Raw genomic sequence first — 17,024 nt, 5'->3', positions numbered from 1 at the left:
AGTGGCCGTCTCGAAACCTCACATCCGAGCAACCCCGGACGTGAGGTTTCGATGACGCCGGGCTTCGCCGCGGCTACTCAACCCACAGTGTCCGGCGGCGGCTGGAGCGGGAGGCGCAGGGGGCCCGTGAGGGGCACCATGCCCGACAGGCGCTCCGGGGAGAGTACGCGGTCGACGGTCTCGGGCTGCATGAGGCCCGCCTCCACGACGAGGTCGCGGATCGACGCGTTCGACGTGAGTGCGACGTGGGCGAGGGATGCCGCGGCCTGGTAGCCGATGTAGGGGGTGAGTGCCGTCACCACACCCACGCTCGTCTCCACCTGCATTGCGAGGCGCTCCGTGTTGGCCGTGATGCCCTCGACACAGTTCACCCGCAGCGTGTAGCAGGCGTTCGTCATCCAGGCCAGGGACTGGAGGATGGAGCTCGCGATCACGGGCTCAAAGGCGTTGAGCTGGAGTTGGCCGGCTTCCGCGGCAGCGGTGACCGTGGCATCCGCCCCGATCACGGAGAACGCGACCTGGTTCACGACCTCCGGGATCACGGGGTTCACCTTGCCCGGCATGATCGACGACCCCGCCTGGCGCGGCGGCAGGAAGATCTCACCGAGCCCCGCCTGCGGTCCGCTCGAGAGCAGGCGCAGGTCGTTGCAGATCTTGGAGAGCTTCACGGCAGCGCGCTTGAGCGTTCCGCTGAGGGTCATGAAGATGCCGGCATCCGCGGTCGCCTCGATGAGGTCGGGGGCGGTCTCCATCTCGATGCCCGTCACGGCCACCAGGTGGCGCCGTACGGCCTCCGCATAGCGGGGGTCAGCCGTGATGCCCGTACCGATCGCGGTCGCGCCCATGTTGATCTCGTTGAGCCACGGGATTACCTCGGAGAGCCGGTCGTAGTCCTCGGAGAGGGTCGTCGCGAACCCGGCGAACTCCTGGCCGAGGGTCATCGGAACCGCGTCCTGGAGCTGGGTGCGACCGATCTTGAGGATGCTGGCAAACTCCCGGCCCTTGGCGGCGAAGGCCTTGGTGAGGAGCAGGTGCTCGGTGAGCAGGCGCTGGGTTCCGAACACCATGGCGAGCTTGATGGCTGTCGGGTAAACGTCGTTCGTCGACTGGCTGCGGTTGACGTCGTCGATCGGATGCAGGTGGGCATAGTCGCCCTTCGCGAAGCCGAGTAGCTCCAGGCCGCGGTTGGCGATCACCTCGTTGGTGTTCATGTTGGTGGAGGTTCCCGCGCCACCCTGGATGACACCGACACAGAACTCCTGGTGCAGCACGCCGCTGGCGATCTCCTCACAGACCCGGTCGATGAGGTCGGCCTTCTCGGGGCTGAGCACGCCGAGCTCCTTGTTCGCGCGGGCCGCCGCCTGCTTGACGCGCGCGAGTGCCTCGATCAGGTACGGGTAGTTGTAGATCGCGCGCCGGGTGATGGGAAAGTTCTCGAGCGCCCGCGCCGTGTGGATCCCCCAGTACGAGTCTGCCGGGATGGCCATCGTGCCGAGCGAGTCGGTCTCGGTTCGCGTCGGAATCTCGCCGCGCAGAGCCGCAAGGAACTCCCGTCGCGGTGACATCTCGTCCCCCGTGAGCAGGCCCCTGTTGTCCGTCGACATCGCTATCTCCCTCCGCCGCCTCCGCCGCCGCCACCGCCGCCGGAGAACCCGCCGCCGCTCGACCCGCTGGAGAAACTCGATCCGCCCGATGACGACCAGCTCGAGCCGGAGGACGAGGACGTCACGATCGGTCGGATGGTGGAGACCGATGCGGAGCTGAAGTTGCTCATCAGCTGCGGGGTGAGGCTCGTGCCATCCAGCCACGATGGCCCACCACTCGACCACTCGGCGCGCAGCTCCTCCACCCAGCGGTCTTCGACGCCCCAGAGCACGGCGTACGGCAGCAAGCGCTCGTTGAGCTTGACGATGGCGTCATGGTCGGCGACATCCACGCGCAGGGCGCCCTCAGGGGACTGCAGCATCCGCATACGCTCCTCCTCGGCGACAGTGAGGTAGAGGCGCAGGCCCTCGAGGTAGTCCCTGGCCTCAGCGCCGGCCTCGGTGAGGCGCGGGGGAAGGATGAGCACCATGGATGTCACGAGCGCGAGTACCGACGCGACGATGGCGGGCAGCACCACCTCGACCCCGAGTGCACCGAACCAGGCCGCCCACGCCCACACGGGCGCGAAGGCGATCCAGGTGAGTCCTGCGCCGCGTCGGATCCACGTGGGCACTGTGGTCACGGGCCGCGCGCGAAGCCCCTCGGAATCGGCAAAGGTGGCCGTCGAGCTGCGCATTGCGTAGATCGCCGACCCCTCACCCGCCGAGAGCTTGCCCGGGTTGACGCGCTTGCCCGGGGTCAGCTTCGTGCCGAAGAGTGCGACCAGCACGCGCCGTTCCCTCGCGCTTGCGCCCTCGCCCGTGACGAGTTCGAGCTCGAACTGGTCGTTCGATGAGCCGCCGGGTTCGGTATCGATGATGCGGATCATGCCGCGCACCGCGAAGTCGATGAGAAGCGCGGGGAATCCCGACTCCTGCCTGCGGAGCAGTTCGGCGTCGAGGAGCAGGTCGCTGCTCTCCGGCGGTGAGTACTGGGCAATGATCGTGCCCCGCCCCTTGGCGTCTCGCCACAGGAGGGATCGCAGCACGAAGGCCAGCAGCAGCCAGAAGCCCGACAGCGCGAGAAGCACCTTGGGAACGACCTGCACGATCCAGCTCTCGGTCGGCGGCGTCGGCTGCACGACCGTTCCGCCATCGAAGCCGATCGCGACCGTGAGCGTGTTGTACGGGAGCACCGGCCCGAGACTCGCGGAGAACGTCGACCCCTCGCGCTCGAGTTCGCACTGGCCCACCTCGCCGTAGTAGCCGAGGAAGCAGCTCGCGTCTCCCGTGAGGCCGCCCTCCAGGGATGCTGAGAGGTGCACCGTGGCACTCACCGTGCCGAAGGACTGCGCCCAGCCGTCACCGTTGATGTCCCAGTAGAACTCGTCGCCGCCTGAATCCTCGAAGTGGCGGATGACGTCGCGCATCGTGTACTCGATGACGTAGGTCGTGCGCCCCTGCACGTAATCGTCTGTTCCCAACGCCAGTTCTGCGAAGTCCCCGTAGTCGTCGCGCTCGTACGGCACGTTCGCACCGTTCTCGTCGGTGATGGACACGACCGAGGGCTCAAGCCGCACGTCGCCGTAGGTCAGCGGCAGGGCGCGGATGATGCCGCGGTTCTGGTCGAAATCAGGGAAGATCGCGACGATCGTCTCCACAACCCGCAGGGTAGCCCGACCCTCCGAGTTCGTATCGAGGTAGTACTCGGCGTCGAATGACTCGAAGGAGAAGTCGTTAACGTCGGTCGGCGTGCCGCCCACGGATGCCGGGGTCGCCTGGCTCCCAGTCGATTCCGCCGCTAACGCGGGGGCCGCCGCAGATCCGAGGAGGAGGATGGCCGCAAGGGCGGCCACGCGCACGAGCTTCACCAACCCAGACTATCCCCGCGCCCTCCGCTGGCTATGCTGGGGATCGCCATGGTTCGCGTCTCGGTCGTCATCCCGGCCCTCAACGATTCGGCCATGCTGGATCGCTGCCTGAGTGCCCTTGCAGCGCAGACCCGGCTTCCTGACGAGATCATCGTCGTCGACAACGGCAGCACGGATGACACGGCCGACGTTGCCCGCAGGCACGGCGCCACCGTCCTCCCCGAGCCCCTCCGAGGCATCTTCCCTGCCTCGGCCGCGGGATTCGACGCAGCGCAGGGTGACCTCATCCTGCGACTGGACGCCGACTCAGTACCTCCGGCGGACTGGGTGGGCAGGGTGGTCGCCACGTTCGGCGAGGAGCCCTCGCTCGACCTGCTGTCCGGTCCCGGCACGTTCTACGGCGGTTCGCGAACCGTTCACTGGGTGGCCGAGAACCTCTACATCGGCGGCTACATCTGGTTCGTGGGCCTGCTGCTGGGGCATCACCCGCTCTTCGGCTCGAACCTCGCCTTCCGCAGGAGCGCGTGGGAACGCCTGCGCGGATCGGTGCACCGCACCCTCCGGGAGATCCACGACGACCTCGACCTGGCGATCCACGTCGCGCCCGACATGACGGTTCGGTTCGACCGCACGCTGCGCGTTGGGGTCTCCGCCCGGCCCTTCGCCTCGTTCGCGGGATTCCGCCGTCGCATCCGCTGGGCATTCGGCACCCTCGAGCTCAACCGCCGCGAACGCTCCTACCGGAGCCGACGGGCGGAGCGCCGTGCGGTGCAGCGAGCGCGAGGCGCTCAGGCCCGGTAGGTCTCCAGCAGGTCGAGCACAAGCTCGTTCGGCGCCGTCTCGCACGGGCTGTGTCCTGTGGCATACACCGCGAGCCTTGCCCCGATGGACTCGGCGAACTCCCGGTGCAGGTGGGACGGCCACAGGTCGTGCTCCCCGACGGCCACGAGCTTGGGCAGGGGGGATGCCGCGAGCACTCCCCTCACGTCGGGTGCCCGCTTCATGAGCGAGATGATGTCGCGTACCGCGTTACGCCGCGTCAGGGCGAATCTCGCCCGCACGAAGGCGAGGCGGCCGGGCGGCACGTGGGTGAAGTTCTGGCGCACGCCCCAGATCATGAGCGCTGCGCCGACACCGCCCGTGGCGAGGCCAGTGAAGGGCCCGAGCCGCTTGACGCCCCGAAACCCCTGGCCGGGCTCGGGAGGGCAACTCAGGAGCGTGAGGCTCGCGAAGAGTTCCGGGCGCTGCGCGAAGGCCAGCTGCGACACGGTTCCCGCGAAGGAGTACCCGAGGACGTGGACGGGCGCGCTTCCCGCCTCCAGCACGGAGATGAGGTCGTCGACGAAGAGCTCATGGTCGTAGTGTCTCCGTGGCGGGCTGAGGTTCTGCGGTCCGGCCTCCCACGATTCGTACTGGCCGGCCATGTCGAACGACTCCACCCGGTAGCCCGCTGCCGCGAGCAGCGGCATCATGAGGATGAAATCCTCCTTCGAGCCTGTCACGCCAGGGACGAGCACGACGCGCGGTGCCGCCGGGTCCCCGAGAGCTATCGTCGCGAGTCCGCCGCTCGGTGCCGGGTGCACATATGTCTCGGTGCCCTCGGGCAGGGCAGTCCAGTCGAGGTCGGGAATGGCGGCATCCCGTCGACGCGCCTCAGCGCGAGCCCCGGACTCATCGATCACGCATCACAAGATAGCGCCGATCAGGTGACGGATCGGGGCGCGAGGGCGACGCGTCCCACGAAATCCTGCAGGCGCGCGTAGACATCGGCCGATCGCGGATGATGCGAATCCTGCTGCCACGTGTGCTGGGCGTCCTCGTCGACATGCACCTCGACCGGAACGCGGTGCCTGCGCAGGGCCGCGGCGAAGTTGAGGCTTGCGCGGTAGAACGGGTCGGGACGCGAGGTGGTGACGAGCGTGGGCGGGAACGTCGGGTCCACCCATTCGATGGGCGAGAGGTATCGGGATGCTGCGCGGATGGCGCTCGACGCGATACCCGCGGGCAGCAGCATCCGCACGAACTGCGTGCTGAGGATGAAGCCCCGCTCGAAGATGACGGAGAAATCGAGGGCGGCACAGTGCTGCACCACACCCCGCACGCGTGTCGTCGGCGTGGGCTCGAGACCGTAGTGCTCAGCGAGCTCCGCATTGCGGGTCGTCGCCGTGACGAGCGCGGCGAGCTGGCCGCCCGCGGAGTCCCCACCGACGATCACGGAGCGTGGGTCACCGCCGAAGTCCGCGATGCGCTCGCCCACCCAGTGGAGGGCGGCCGAAGCATCCGCGATCATGTCGGCCATGCGGTGTCGCGGCGCCCTGCGGTAGTTGACGTTGACCACGACCATGCCGCTCTCGGCCTGGCTCGCGCAGTACTTGGTGAGGGTGGACTTGTCGCCCGACGTCCATCCGCCGCCGTGGAAGTAGACGTACACGGGCAGTCCCGCACCGTCGCTCGGGGCGCCCTTCGGCACGATCACGTCGAGGCGGTGTTCGCGGATGCCGTCGCCGACGTAGTCCAGGTCGAGGGTGTAGTCGACCGAGGTGAGCGGGTTGGCGTTGAATCGCCGCACTTCGCGGGGGGTGAGGTGCGCCATGAGCGCGCGCCAGACCCACACGGGTACCCGCGAGAGGGCGGGCGGCGATGCGGGCATGACAGCACCGTATGCGCCCGGCCCGAGCGGAGGCTGGGTGCGAACTGCACAACAGCCGCGAGCCCGCCACCCCTTGACCGTAGGGGCCTGCGCGTGCCTAATCTGACGCATGACTTTCCCGCCACAAGTCCCCGGCCCCGCAGCCGACCTCGACCTCGTGGGCCCGTGGATGACGCGCCAGCGCTGGTTCGCCAACAAGGGTGCTCGGCCCAGGCTCGAGGAGATCGGACGCTGGGAACTCGCGCCCGAACCCGGCGTCCGCTTCGTCACGCACCTGCTCATCGACCACGCCGCCGGGGGCGCGACCCTGTACCAGGTGCCGCTCTCCTACCGCGACGAGCCCCTGGTCGACGTCGCGCCGATCGGGCGTCGTGGGCTCGCCTGGGTCTACGACGCGCCGCGCGACAACGACTACGTCGCAGCCCTTCTGAGGATGCTCGAGCACGGGAGCGCAGCCAGTGGTGCGGGAGCCTCGGCGCTCGGCGAGCGGAACCCGGCATCCGTACCGTTCGACGCGGACTCCCCCTCGCTGCACTCGCGCGTGCTGTCGGGCGAGCAGTCCAACACGTCGATCATCGTGGAGTGGCCGGGCACCGGCTCGATCCCCGTCATCTGCAAGCTGTTCCGCGCCCTCCATCACGGCGAGAACCCCGATGTCGAGCTGCAGGGCGCGCTGGCCGCCGCTGGTTCGACTGCCGTCCCGCGAGCGGTGGGTGCGATCGTGGCCGAGTGGCCGGACAGCGGACGAGCAGACGGGCGCGCTCGCGGACACCTGGCGTTCGCCCAGGAGTTCCTGCCCGGCGCCGCCGATGCGTGGCGGCTGGCGCTCGAGTCGGCCTCCGCTGGCGAGGACTTCACCGAGCCTGCACGACGCCTCGGCGTCACGACGGCGACGGTTCACGCGATGCTCGCCCGGGCCCTCCCCACGCGCGAGGCGACCGCGTCGGACATCGCCGAGACGCTCGACCAGATGCGGCGTCGACTCGATGCCGCGCTTCGCGAGGTGCCCGAGCTGGAGGCCCATCGCGCGGCCCTCGAGGAGACTCTCGCCCTCGCGAGTGCCTCGCGGTGGCCGGAGCAGCAGCGCATCCACGGTGACCTCCATCTGGGTCAGGTGCTCGACGTGCCGGGTCGCGGATGGTTCGTCGTCGACTTCGAGGGAGAGCCGCTGCGTCCGATGGCCGAACGCAGCCAGCTCGACAGCCCGCTCCGCGACGTTGCGGGCATGCTGCGCTCGTTCGACTACGTGGCGGGAGCGCTCGGGGTCACGGCCGGGGTGGACGCGAGGGAGTGGGCTCGCGCCTCGCGGCTCGCCTTCGCGGAGGGCTACGGCGAGGCATCCGGAACCAACCTCGCGGAGTGCCGCGCGGTCCTCGATGCGTTCGAAGCCGACAAAGCGCTCTACGAGGCCGTGTACGAGGTCCGCAACCGTCCGGAGTGGCTGGCGATCCCCGTGGCGGCGATCGAACGCATCTCAGCGCGCGTACCCGGCTGAGCCAGCCCCTCGGACTCTGCCTAGTCGCTCAGCGCGCTGCGCAGCAGGCTCGAGAGTGCTTCGAGCTGGATGTTCGACTCCTCGGCGACCTCGTCGTCCGAGCCGTCGAGCGCCCGCGCCGCGAGTCCCGCCTTGCTGCCGATGAGCTCGGCGATCCTCGCGTCGATCGTGTGGGCCGCAATGATGCGCCAGGCCGTGACCGGGAGCTCCTGGCCGATGCGGTGTACACGGTCGATCGCCTGGGTCTGCTCGGCATTGGTCCAGCTGAGTTCGGCGAGCACCACGTTGGATGCCGCCTGCAAGTTGAGACCGACACCCGCCGCCGTGAGGGATGCGACGACCACGGCCACGTCGGGATCGGTGCTGAACGAGTCGATGGCCTCCTGGCGAGCCTTGGCGCTCTGGTCACCTCGGATCGAGACGGACTTGAGGCCCACACGCTCGAAGTGCTCCTCCGCGGCATCCATGACGTCGATGTGCTTCGCGAAGAACACGACCTTGCCGACCGACCGTGCGAGCTGCGCCGTGTAGTCGGCGGCGAGGGTGGCCTTGGCCTGGCCGATCCTGCGGACCATCGTGAAGACGTTCTCGCCGGTGTTCTGGCCCTTCGACTCCTCGAGCTCGGCGTGGGCCACGACGCGGATGAGGTCCTCGTCCGAGGCATCGGGCTTGATGGCGCGCACCCGGCGGAACCGGTCGAGCAGGCGCGCGGTGAGCGCGGCCTCCGCCGCGCGGATCGAGCGACCCAGTTCGTCATCTAGTTCGACGGGGATGTCGGCGATGCGACGCGCGGGGATGTCGGCTGCGACATCCACCTTCTTTCGGCGAACGATGCCCATGTCGACGACGGCCCGGCGGGCCTCCGCGAAGAAGCCGGGATCGGCCGGGGTCAGGCCGGTGTCCTCGAGCTTGGCCATGAGTGGCGCGAGTGGCTTCTTGTCGTCGATCCAACCGAGGAACTGCCAGATCGCGCGGAAGTCCTCGATCGAGTTGATGAGAGGCGTACCGGTCAGCGCGATCATGAGCGCCTTCGGGTACGTGGCGCGGATGCTGCGCGACAACGAAAGCACGTGCTTCGAGCGCTCCGACTTGAGGTTCTTGATGAAGTGCGCCTCGTCGACGACCATCCCCTTGAAGCCGAAGCGGCTCAGCCAGCCGACGTGCCGGTCGAGGATCTCATAGTTGACGATCACAACATCGCTGAAGGCGTCGACGTCGTTGCCGTCACCGTGGACGACGGTCGCCGTGCGTCCGGGGGTCCAGCGCTCGACCTCGCGCGCCCAATTGGTCTTGACGACGTTCGGCACGACGACGAGGAGCGGGTAGGAGTTCGACGCGGCCGCGGCGAGGAGAGCCTGAGCCGTCTTGCCCAGACCGGGCTCGTCGGCAAGGAGGAACGTGCGGTGACCGCGTCGGACCTCCTCGACGAAACGCGCCTGGTGGCGCATGAGTTCGAGATCGCCCTGGGCGTGGAGCGAGCCCGCCTCCGGAAGGTCCATGGTGGCAGCGCCACCACCGGCGCCGTATTCGAAGGAGCGGAACAGTGGCTCGATCAGTTCCCAGTTCGCGAGGCGGCTCGGCTGCGTGCTCGCTGCGGCTACGGCACTGAAATCGGGGGCGAGGAACGGGTTCGACATCTGCATCTGGCGCACGGATGCCGGCACCACCTGCTTCTCGACCTGCTTGTCGACCGGCTTCGGCTCCGTGGTGATGATGAGCTCATCGGGGCTGAGCTCGACACCGGCGGCCAGCAGGAGGTCGCGGCGCAGCGCCTTGGCTGCGGCAGTGACCGGTGCATCCTCGCTCAGCATGGCGATGAGACTCGTGTCGCGCGCGGCGGTCTTCGCGAGGATGCCCGCGAGCCCGTCGAGGCGCTTCTGCTCGTTGGCGCGCTCGCTGTCGGAGAGCGTGGCATCCGTCTTGACCCGGGCACGCTCCTCGCGGAGGAGCAGGGCAGCCACCTGGAAACGAGCACGGTTGGCGGGCTTCAGCGGTCCCTTCTGCACGGCGGTCTCCACCTCACGTGCGGCGCGGGCGAGGATCGGGATGACCCCGACATCGTCGCCGGGGCGCACACGACGGCGCTGCGAGGCTGTGCCGCGCTGGGTGCGCTGCTTGGTCGAGCGCCTGCCCGAGTCTGACTGGCCGGTAGTTGCCACGTGGTCTCCCTGCGCGGATGCTGCGACCCGACGCCTGATCAGTGAACGGTCCCCGGCGAGATCACCGGGAGACGGCAACGATTCGAATTTCTCCAGACCCAGTCGCGGTGCGGCTGGTGGAAGGAATCGTCGTTGGCACCATTGTACGCCCAAACGACGGCGCCCGGCGTTAGCGCTCCGTGGACGGTGGCGTGACCTTGATCAGGATGCCCGCAACGCTGAACACGAGGGCCGCAACGTACTGCAGCCCGAGCCACAGGTCCGGCGCTCCCAGATCGATCGGGAAGACGGGGTTCCACAGGATCGCGATGGGCACGAGGCCGACGAGCCACCACCACTGGTGCGCCTGCCACGCGAACACGGCCACGATGAGCGCGAAGATGCTCACGACGTAGCGGATGACCGTGAATCCGTCGGACTCGATGAAGGCCACCCCGGCGAGCAGGGCGATCACGGCGATGATGGCGGGTATGAGCGCCGTGCGGCGGGCTGGGTTTGGGTATGAAGCACTCATCCGCCCCAGCCTATTCGCGATCTAGACGCCGCCTCCGCCACCGCCTCCTCCGCCGCCGCCGGAGGACCCGCCTCCGCCGGAGCCACCGCTGGAGCTACTCGACGAGGTACCCGAGTAGGAGGTCGAGATCGATGACGACAACGAGCCGATGCTTGAGGCGAAGACGGCGGCGTTGAAGCCCGACGTGCCCGAATACCAGTCGGGGCTCGAGTCGGTGTAGTACTTGCCGAGTTCCTGGGCCCACTCCCGTTCGAGCGAGAAAAGAACGGCATACGGCAGGAGCTTCTCGTAGATATCGAGAACCTGGCGGGGATCGTCCAGGCTGACCGGCTCGCGCTCCGCGCCGGTCGGCGACTGCAGCATGCGCAGGCGGTCGGCCTCCGCCAGCCTGATGTAGAGCGAGAGCCCCTTGAGGTGGTCGCGCAGCTCCGACCCCTTCTCAGTGAGGGGCACTCGCGCCACGAGAGCGAACACGAGGGGGACGACGAGGACGGCCGGGATCACCAGGAGGAGCGGGATCGCGCCACCCAGCGCATCCTCCGTCATCGTGACACCGAGGATGAAGGTCGCGACGAGTGATCCGATCGCCACGATGATCGGGAGGGCAGCCGCGAAAGCCCGGTACGACGCGCGGTATCCAAGGCTCGTTGCCCGGGATGTCGCCGACTGGATGATCGCGCGCACGTGCTGGCTCAGCGCCGTGTCGTTCTTGGACATGAGGTAGCCCGTTCCCGGCGCGAGTTGCCACCCGAAGAGCGCGGTGACGAGCTGCCTCTCGTGACCCTCGAGGCCCGTGGCATCCTGCAACTCGAGAAGGTAGTCATTGCCCCTCGCGAACCAGCCCGTCGCGGGGGTCTCGATGATCCTGATGTGCTTGCGCACCGCGAGGTCGACAAGTGTCGCGGCAATCGCGCGGCGTGACTTGCGGACGACGATCGCCGAGATCAGGATCCCGGGCTCCGCTGGCGGGGTGTACTCGGCGATGATCGTCGGGCGGCCCCGGGCATCCCCCAGATAGGTCGAACGCAGCACGATCGCGATCACAAGCGAGAACACCGACCCGACGAGCGAGAGCACCTGCAGCCACCCGAGGGCAGAGCCGAAGTACGAGTCATCCCGGGGAACAAAGGTGCCGGGGTCGAAGCCGATCGCGAAGGTCATGTTCTGCAGGGGCTCGACGTTCGTCACCTGCATCGTGAACACTGTGCCGCCGGCATCCCCCGAGGCCTGGATGTCGCAGGGGGTGTCGACACCCTCGTACCCGAAGTAGCACGCCGCTTTCCCGGTGAGGGATGCCGCGAGCGCAGCCGGAACGTGGACCCGCGCGGTCAACGTGCCGAACGGCTGGTACCAGCCCGTGCCGTTGGTGTCCCAGTAGAACTCGTCGGCGGTGGTGTTCTCGAAGAATCTGGTGACGTTGCGCTGGTCGTAGGTGAAGACGTAGGTCTGCGTGCCGTGCACGTAGTCGTCCGCGGCGCTCGTGACGAGCACGAAGCCCTCATCGTCGGTCTCCACCTCGTAGGGCCGCGGCACGCCGTTCTCATCGGTCACGGACACGACGCTGACATCGGTCGGAGCGCCCTGATAGCTACCGGGGATGGCCCTCCTCATCCCCCGGTTCTGGTCGAACTCGGGGAAGACCGCGACGAACGTCTCGACGGTGCGGAGAGTGCTTCGCCCGGCGTCGTCGACGTCGAGGTAGTAGTCGATACTCAGGGAATCGAAGACAAAATCGTCGACGCCCGCCGTCGCGGAGCCGGATGCCGGGGCTGCTGTGGCGGGGCCGGGGACCCCGGCGAGGGGTGCCGCGACGAGGAGCGCCGCGAGGATGACTCGTGCGAAACGGTTCACGCTGCCACGGTAGCCGATCAGGGCCCGCTGGGTAGGCTCGCAGCATGCACGACGACCGCGCTATCGAACGCCTGCAGGAGCTCGTCCGGATCCCCACGATCTCCCGGCTCGACGAGGCCGAGGTGGACTGGGCGCAGTTCGATCGGTTCATCGAGACGGTGGCCCGGCTCTACCCGCGCACCCACGCCACCCTCACGCGCGAACTCGTTGGGGGACGCTCGATGCTCTACCGCTGGCCTGGAGCGGGGAACAGCGAGCCCACCGTGCTTATGGCCCATTACGACGTCGTCGCGGCAAGCGACGACGGGTGGACTCATCCCCCCTTCGCGGCCGAGGTGACAGGCTCCGGCGACGATCGGATCATCTGGGGGCGAGGCACTCTCGACGACAAGGGTTCGCTCGTGGCGATCCTCGAGGCGGTCGAGCGGTCGCTTGAGTCCGGGGTGACGCCAGCCAACGATATCTACCTGAGCTTCGGGCATAACGAGGAGACGGCGGGGACGGGCGCCGCAACGATCGTGGACGTGCTCGAAGGTCGTGGCATCCGCCCGGCGCTGGTGCTGGACGAGGGCGGCGCCGTCGCCCTCGACGCGTTCCCCGGTGTTGACCGGCCGCTTGCGGTCGTGGGAGTGTCCGAGAAGGGCGCAACGCTCATTCGCCTGGTCGTCGACCAGAAGGGCGGACACGCCTCCACTCCGCCGGCTCTCACGGCCACGGCGCGGCTCGCCCGTGCGATCGTCCGCCTGAACCGGAGTTCGTTCCCCTCAGGGTTCAACCCGGCCAGCCTCGCGATGCTCCGCACACTTGCACCCCATGCGACCGGCACGGTCGGACGAGTGCTGCGTTCGCTCAGGGTGACCAAGCCACTCCTGCTGCGGATCTTCGCGCGCTCGGACGAGACGCGCGCGATGATCCGCACGACGCAGGCCGTCACGATGCTGGAGGCCGGCCACGCGGCGAACGCCCTCGCCGAGCATGCCGAGGCCATTGTCAACATCCGCGTGGCCGTGGGGTCGTCCGTCGACGAAGCCGTGGCACATGTGCGGAGGGCGATTCGCGATGAGGCGGTGACGATCGAGATCGTGCAACCCGGAGAGCCGTCGCCGATCTCGCCGACCTCGGGGCGTGCCTGGGAGGCCATCGCCGAGACGGTGGCCCAGACGCATCCGGAGGCGATCGTCACCCCCTACGTGCAGAATGGCGCGACCGACAGCAGGCACTTCACCCGCATCTCCCGCAACGTGTACCGCTTCACACCCTTCGTGATGAGTCGTGACGAGCGCGACACGCTTCACGCCAAGAACGAACGGATGCACGTCTCGAGCTACCTGCGCGGGATCGAGTTCTATCGCGCCCTGATCGGCAGGTTCTAGCTCCGCGCTCCGGCGTTACTGGTCGCGCGCCCAGCTCCCCAGATCTGCCGGGGTGTCGGTGATGATGCCGTCCACGCCCAACGAGATCGCCTCGGACCACGAGCCCTCGTCATTGAGCGTGTAGAGCATCACCCCGAGGCCCGCGGCGTGGATGCGATCGACGACCTCGGGAAACCGCTGGACGAAAGAGATGCTCGTGACGATCCCGATCGCGCCACAGGCCTCGGCGAGCACTGCCGGATCACCGTTGACCTCGCGACTGATGATGACGCGTTCGATCGTGGGGGCCACCGACTGCGCGGCCTGAAGAGTCATGAGGTCGAAACTCGCCAGCACCACGCGCTGCGAGAGTTCCCACTCCTGGATCAGGGTCGTGACGATCGCCACCTGCTCGGCCGTCCACGACCCCTTGAGTTCGATGATCGCGTGCTTGTCCGACGGTTTGAGGATGCCGAGGAACGCGGGGAGGTGGGGAACGGAGAGGCCCGCATACTCCGAGCCGGCCCAGGAGCCGGCATCCAGCTCGGAGATTTCGTCCCAGGTGGCCGCCCACACCGGGCCCGTTCCGTCGGTCGTCCGGTCGAGGGTCCAGTCGTGCATGAGCACGGGTACCCCGTCGGCGGTCAGCTGCACGTCGGTTTCGACGAACTCCGCGGAGCTGTCGAGGACGGCTTGAAGTGCCGGCAGCGTGTTCTCGGGGCCGCCGCGCAGGTCACCGCGGTGGCCTGCAACCGACGGGACCTCCCCCGGTTGACGGAGGGTGGAGAAGGTCGAGGCGGAGGGTGCGCCGCCGGGGATGAGCACCATCACCATCACGAGTACGAGCGCACCGGCGGCAGCCAGAAGTGGCTGGCCCGGCACGGGTCGCCGTCGTAGCTGTGTCGGCATTGACACGCTCCATCAGTCTCGGGTGTGCCCGCCTCGTTGCGGGTCCCTCCACCATAACGGCTCCGTTACCTTTTCGTTACCTTTTGTTCACGCGAGCGCGTCGTCGATCTCGGCGCGAGTCGGAATCGACGGGACGGCCCCCTCACGCTGCACGGAGAGGGATGCCGCGGCAACCGCGAATCGCAGCGCATCCCGCGGCTCCGAACCCTCCCCGACCGCCGCGGCGAATGCACCACAGAACGTGTCACCCGCGCCCGTGGAATCCACGACGGACACCGAGGGCGCCGGTACGTGCACGACCCCCGCGCCCCGCTCGTGCAGTTCCGCTCCGGCACCCCCCAGGGTCACGACGACGGTGGGGACGAGCTCCGTGAGATCACCCACCCCGGACTCCGAGCTGAGCTGCGCGGCCTCGTGCTCGTTGACCACGAGCACGTCCACCGAGGCGAGCACCTCCCGGGACAGGGGCGCCATGGGTGCCGCGTTGAGGATCGCAGTGGTCCCGGCTGTGCGTGCGGCGATCGCCGCCTCGAGAACGGTGGGCAGCGGGATCTCGAGCTGGAGCAGCAGGACGTCGGACTGCGCGATCGCAGCGCGGTCGGCATCCTCGACGTGGACGGTGGCGTTGGCCCCGGAGTCCACGATGATCGTGTTCTCACCCGCAGCATCCACGGCGATGATCGCCGTCCCGGTGGGCGACGCCACCCGTCGGAGCCGCGAGATGTCGATGCCGTCCTCGATGAGACCCGCGCTCGTCATCTCGCCGAACGAATCGGTGCCGACCGCCCCGATGAACGACACCACGGCACCAGCCCTCGCCGCCGCGACGGCCTGGTTCTGGCCCTTGCCCCCGCGTGCCGTCGCGAACCCCGAGGCGAGCACCGTCTCCCCGGGAGACGGGATCCGCTCGAGCGAGTAGACCTGGTCGACGTTCGCACTTCCGACAACGCACACACGTGACACGGGCTAGCTCCTCGACCGGGATCGGGCGGCCGCCGTTGCGGTGATCTTGTTCGCCATGCCGCTGAAGATCACCCCATGGAACGGGAGGATCGAGAACCAGTAGAGCCGGCCGCCCAGGCCGGACGGGAAGAACACGGCGCGCTGGCGGTAGATCGAACCGCCGTTCGGATCGGCCTCGGTGGTCATCTCGAGCCAGGCCTGTCCCGGCACCTTCATCTCGGCACGGAGCCTCAGCGTGTGACCCCGGTCGATCGTCTCGACGCGCCAAAAGTCGAGGGCATCGCCGGGGCTCAGGCGCCGGGCATCCCGTCGGCCACGCCGCAGACCCACGCCGCCCACGAGCTTGTCGGCCCAGCCGCGAACCGCCCAGGCCAGGGGGAACGAGTACCAGCCGTTCTCGCCCCCAATGCCCTCCACGACATCCCAGAGATCATCAACGGATGCCTCGGAGTGCTGCTCGCGCAGATCTGTGTAGACCGTGTGGCCCGACCAGTCCGGGTCACTCGGCAGCAGGTTGCTGGGTGCGCCGGCGATCGTCGCGTTCTGCCAACTGGTCTCCACCTCGCCGTCCCGCACCTTTGCGAGCGCGAGGCGCACGGCCTTCCGATAGCTCGTGAGCCCACCCTCGGGGTCGGGGATGAACTCCGCGATGTCGTGCTCGCTGGCCACGCAGTCGTACTGGAGGCTCGCGATGATCGGCACGGCCAGCTGACGCGGGATCGGGGTCACGAGGTTGACCCACTGCGAGGCGAGCCACGGTGTGAGCACGGGGAGGGATGCGATGGGCCGCTGGTGCAGGCCCGCTTCCACCGCGTAGCCGTTCATCATCTGCCCGTACCGCAGCACGTCGGGGCCGCCGATGTCGAGCGTCCGGTTGACACTCGCCGGCAGCTTCGCCGCCTCGATGAGGTAGTAGAGCACGTCGCGAACGGCGATGGGCTGGATGAAGTTGCGCACCCACTTCGGCGCCGGCATGTACGGCAGCACGTCGGTGAGGTGCCGGATCATCTCGAACGACGCGGACCCGGAGCCGATGACCGTCCCAGCCTGGAACGCCGCCGTCGGCACCCCGGAGTCGAGCAGGATCTGCCCGACCTCAGCACGGCTGCGCAGGTGCTTGCTCAGCGTCGAGAGTGGAACGTCGGGATGCAGCCCGCCGAGGTACACGATGCGTGAGACTCCAGCGGCCTTCGCCGCCGTGCTCGCGTTCTCCGCAGACGCGACCTCGGTCGCCTCGAAGTCCCCGCGTGCACCCATCGCGTGCACGAGGTAGTAGACGACGTCGACACCCTCGAACGCCGCTGCGAGGGTCGTGGCATCCGTCAGGTCCCCCGCCGCGATGTCGACGCGGGAGGCCCACGGAACGTCGCGCAGCTTGCTGGGGTCACGCACGAGAACGCGCACCTCGTGGCCGGCTTCGAGGAGACGGGGCGTGAGACGCCCGCCGATATAGCCGGTCGACCCGGTCACGAGAATGCGCATGGTCAACCTTCTCCGGTTATCCCGCTCGTCGCCACCGATTGACAGGGACGCTCAGAGGAGGGACTTGGTGTGCCAGAAGGGGTTAGCTTCTGGTCTTGGTCGCATTCTCTCTTGTCGTCCGGGTCCATCTCCACATGCACTGGTCACCTCTCGTCTGCCTGGTCAACCCATGCAAGCTCATCGCTTCACTTCGAG

13 protein-coding genes are annotated in these 17,024 nt (G+C 68.2%); 3 read left to right on the top strand and 10 right to left on the bottom strand.

The window, feature by feature from the left end:
• Positions 1–77: 77 nt before the first annotated feature.
• Both HDC94_RS07945 and HDC94_RS07940 read right to left on the bottom strand, forming a co-directional pair.
• Complete coding sequence (locus tag HDC94_RS07945; protein ID WP_179498932.1) at positions 78–1,565, bottom strand: aspartate ammonia-lyase; 1,488 nt, start codon at positions 1,563–1,565, stop codon at positions 78–80.
• Between the two features lie 41 nt (positions 1,566–1,606).
• Positions 1,607–3,454, bottom strand: a complete 1,848-nt coding sequence (locus HDC94_RS07940; RefSeq protein ID WP_179496458.1) for a DUF2207 domain-containing protein — start codon at positions 3,452–3,454, stop codon at positions 1,607–1,609.
• Positions 3,455–3,502: 48 nt separating this feature from the next.
• Here HDC94_RS07940 and HDC94_RS07935 point away from each other — a divergent pair, with 48 nt between their 5' ends.
• On the top strand, positions 3,503–4,255 hold the full coding sequence (locus HDC94_RS07935) for a glycosyltransferase family 2 protein (RefSeq protein WP_179496457.1): 753 nt from the start codon (positions 3,503–3,505) through the stop codon (positions 4,253–4,255).
• On the opposite strand, the gene HDC94_RS07930 is transcribed toward HDC94_RS07935, so the two are convergent.
• Both HDC94_RS07930 and HDC94_RS07925 read right to left on the bottom strand, forming a co-directional pair.
• Positions 4,243–5,136 carry an alpha/beta fold hydrolase gene (locus HDC94_RS07930; protein ID WP_179496456.1) on the bottom strand — a complete coding sequence of 298 codons (894 nt, stop codon included), beginning with the start codon at positions 5,134–5,136 and terminating at the stop codon, positions 4,243–4,245. The two genes, HDC94_RS07935 and HDC94_RS07930, sit on opposite strands and share 13 nt — an antisense overlap.
• A 20-nt stretch (positions 5,137–5,156) precedes the next feature.
• Positions 5,157–6,104, bottom strand: a complete 948-nt coding sequence (locus tag HDC94_RS07925; RefSeq protein ID WP_257021641.1) for an alpha/beta hydrolase — start codon at positions 6,102–6,104, stop codon at positions 5,157–5,159.
• A 109-nt stretch (positions 6,105–6,213) separates the two neighbouring features.
• Here HDC94_RS07925 and HDC94_RS07920 point away from each other — a divergent pair, with 109 nt between their 5' ends.
• Positions 6,214–7,599: a phosphotransferase gene (locus tag HDC94_RS07920; RefSeq protein ID WP_179496455.1), complete on the top strand. Its 1,386-nt coding sequence runs from the start codon at positions 6,214–6,216 to the stop codon at positions 7,597–7,599.
• Between the two features lie 20 nt (positions 7,600–7,619).
• Here HDC94_RS07920 and HDC94_RS07915 read toward each other — a convergent pair whose 3' ends face one another.
• From HDC94_RS07915 to HDC94_RS07905, 3 genes are all read right to left on the bottom strand, one after another.
• Positions 7,620–9,758, bottom strand: a complete 2,139-nt coding sequence (locus tag HDC94_RS07915; RefSeq protein WP_179496453.1) for a DEAD/DEAH box helicase — start codon at positions 9,756–9,758, stop codon at positions 7,620–7,622.
• Positions 9,759–9,927: 169 nt separating this feature from the next.
• The gene (locus tag HDC94_RS07910; protein WP_179496451.1) at positions 9,928–10,272 is read right to left on the bottom strand and encodes a DUF6804 family protein; all 345 of its coding nucleotides are present in this window, start codon (positions 10,270–10,272) and stop codon (positions 9,928–9,930) included.
• 21 nt (positions 10,273–10,293) lie between these two features.
• On the bottom strand, positions 10,294–12,123 hold the full coding sequence (locus HDC94_RS07905) for a DUF2207 domain-containing protein (RefSeq protein ID WP_179496449.1): 1,830 nt from the start codon (positions 12,121–12,123) through the stop codon (positions 10,294–10,296).
• A 44-nt stretch (positions 12,124–12,167) separates the two neighbouring features.
• Here HDC94_RS07905 and HDC94_RS07900 point away from each other — a divergent pair, with 44 nt between their 5' ends.
• Positions 12,168–13,496, top strand: coding sequence for a M20/M25/M40 family metallo-hydrolase (locus tag HDC94_RS07900; RefSeq protein ID WP_179496448.1), 1,329 nt, complete (start codon positions 12,168–12,170; stop codon positions 13,494–13,496).
• A gap of 15 nt (positions 13,497–13,511) precedes the next feature.
• On the opposite strand, the gene HDC94_RS07895 is transcribed toward HDC94_RS07900, so the two are convergent.
• The 3 genes from HDC94_RS07895 to HDC94_RS07885 form a co-directional block, all read right to left on the bottom strand.
• The gene (locus HDC94_RS07895) at positions 13,512–14,384 is read right to left on the bottom strand and encodes a glycerophosphodiester phosphodiesterase family protein (protein WP_257021813.1); all 873 of its coding nucleotides are present in this window, start codon (positions 14,382–14,384) and stop codon (positions 13,512–13,514) included.
• Positions 14,385–14,471: 87 nt separating this feature from the next.
• The gene (locus HDC94_RS07890) at positions 14,472–15,347 is read right to left on the bottom strand and encodes a ribokinase (protein ID WP_179496446.1); all 876 of its coding nucleotides are present in this window, start codon (positions 15,345–15,347) and stop codon (positions 14,472–14,474) included.
• 3 nt (positions 15,348–15,350) lie between these two features.
• Positions 15,351–16,829 carry an SDR family oxidoreductase gene (locus HDC94_RS07885; protein ID WP_179496445.1) on the bottom strand — a complete coding sequence of 493 codons (1,479 nt, stop codon included), beginning with the start codon at positions 16,827–16,829 and terminating at the stop codon, positions 15,351–15,353.
• Between the last annotated feature and the right edge of the window lie 195 nt (positions 16,830–17,024).

The organism is Leifsonia sp. AK011 (assembly GCF_013410945.1).
In the GTDB taxonomy this organism is placed as follows: domain Bacteria; phylum Actinomycetota; class Actinomycetes; order Actinomycetales; family Microbacteriaceae; genus Rhodoglobus.
The sequence above is the reverse complement of the archived record's forward strand: the minus strand, read 5'-3'. Positions and strand labels throughout refer to the sequence as shown.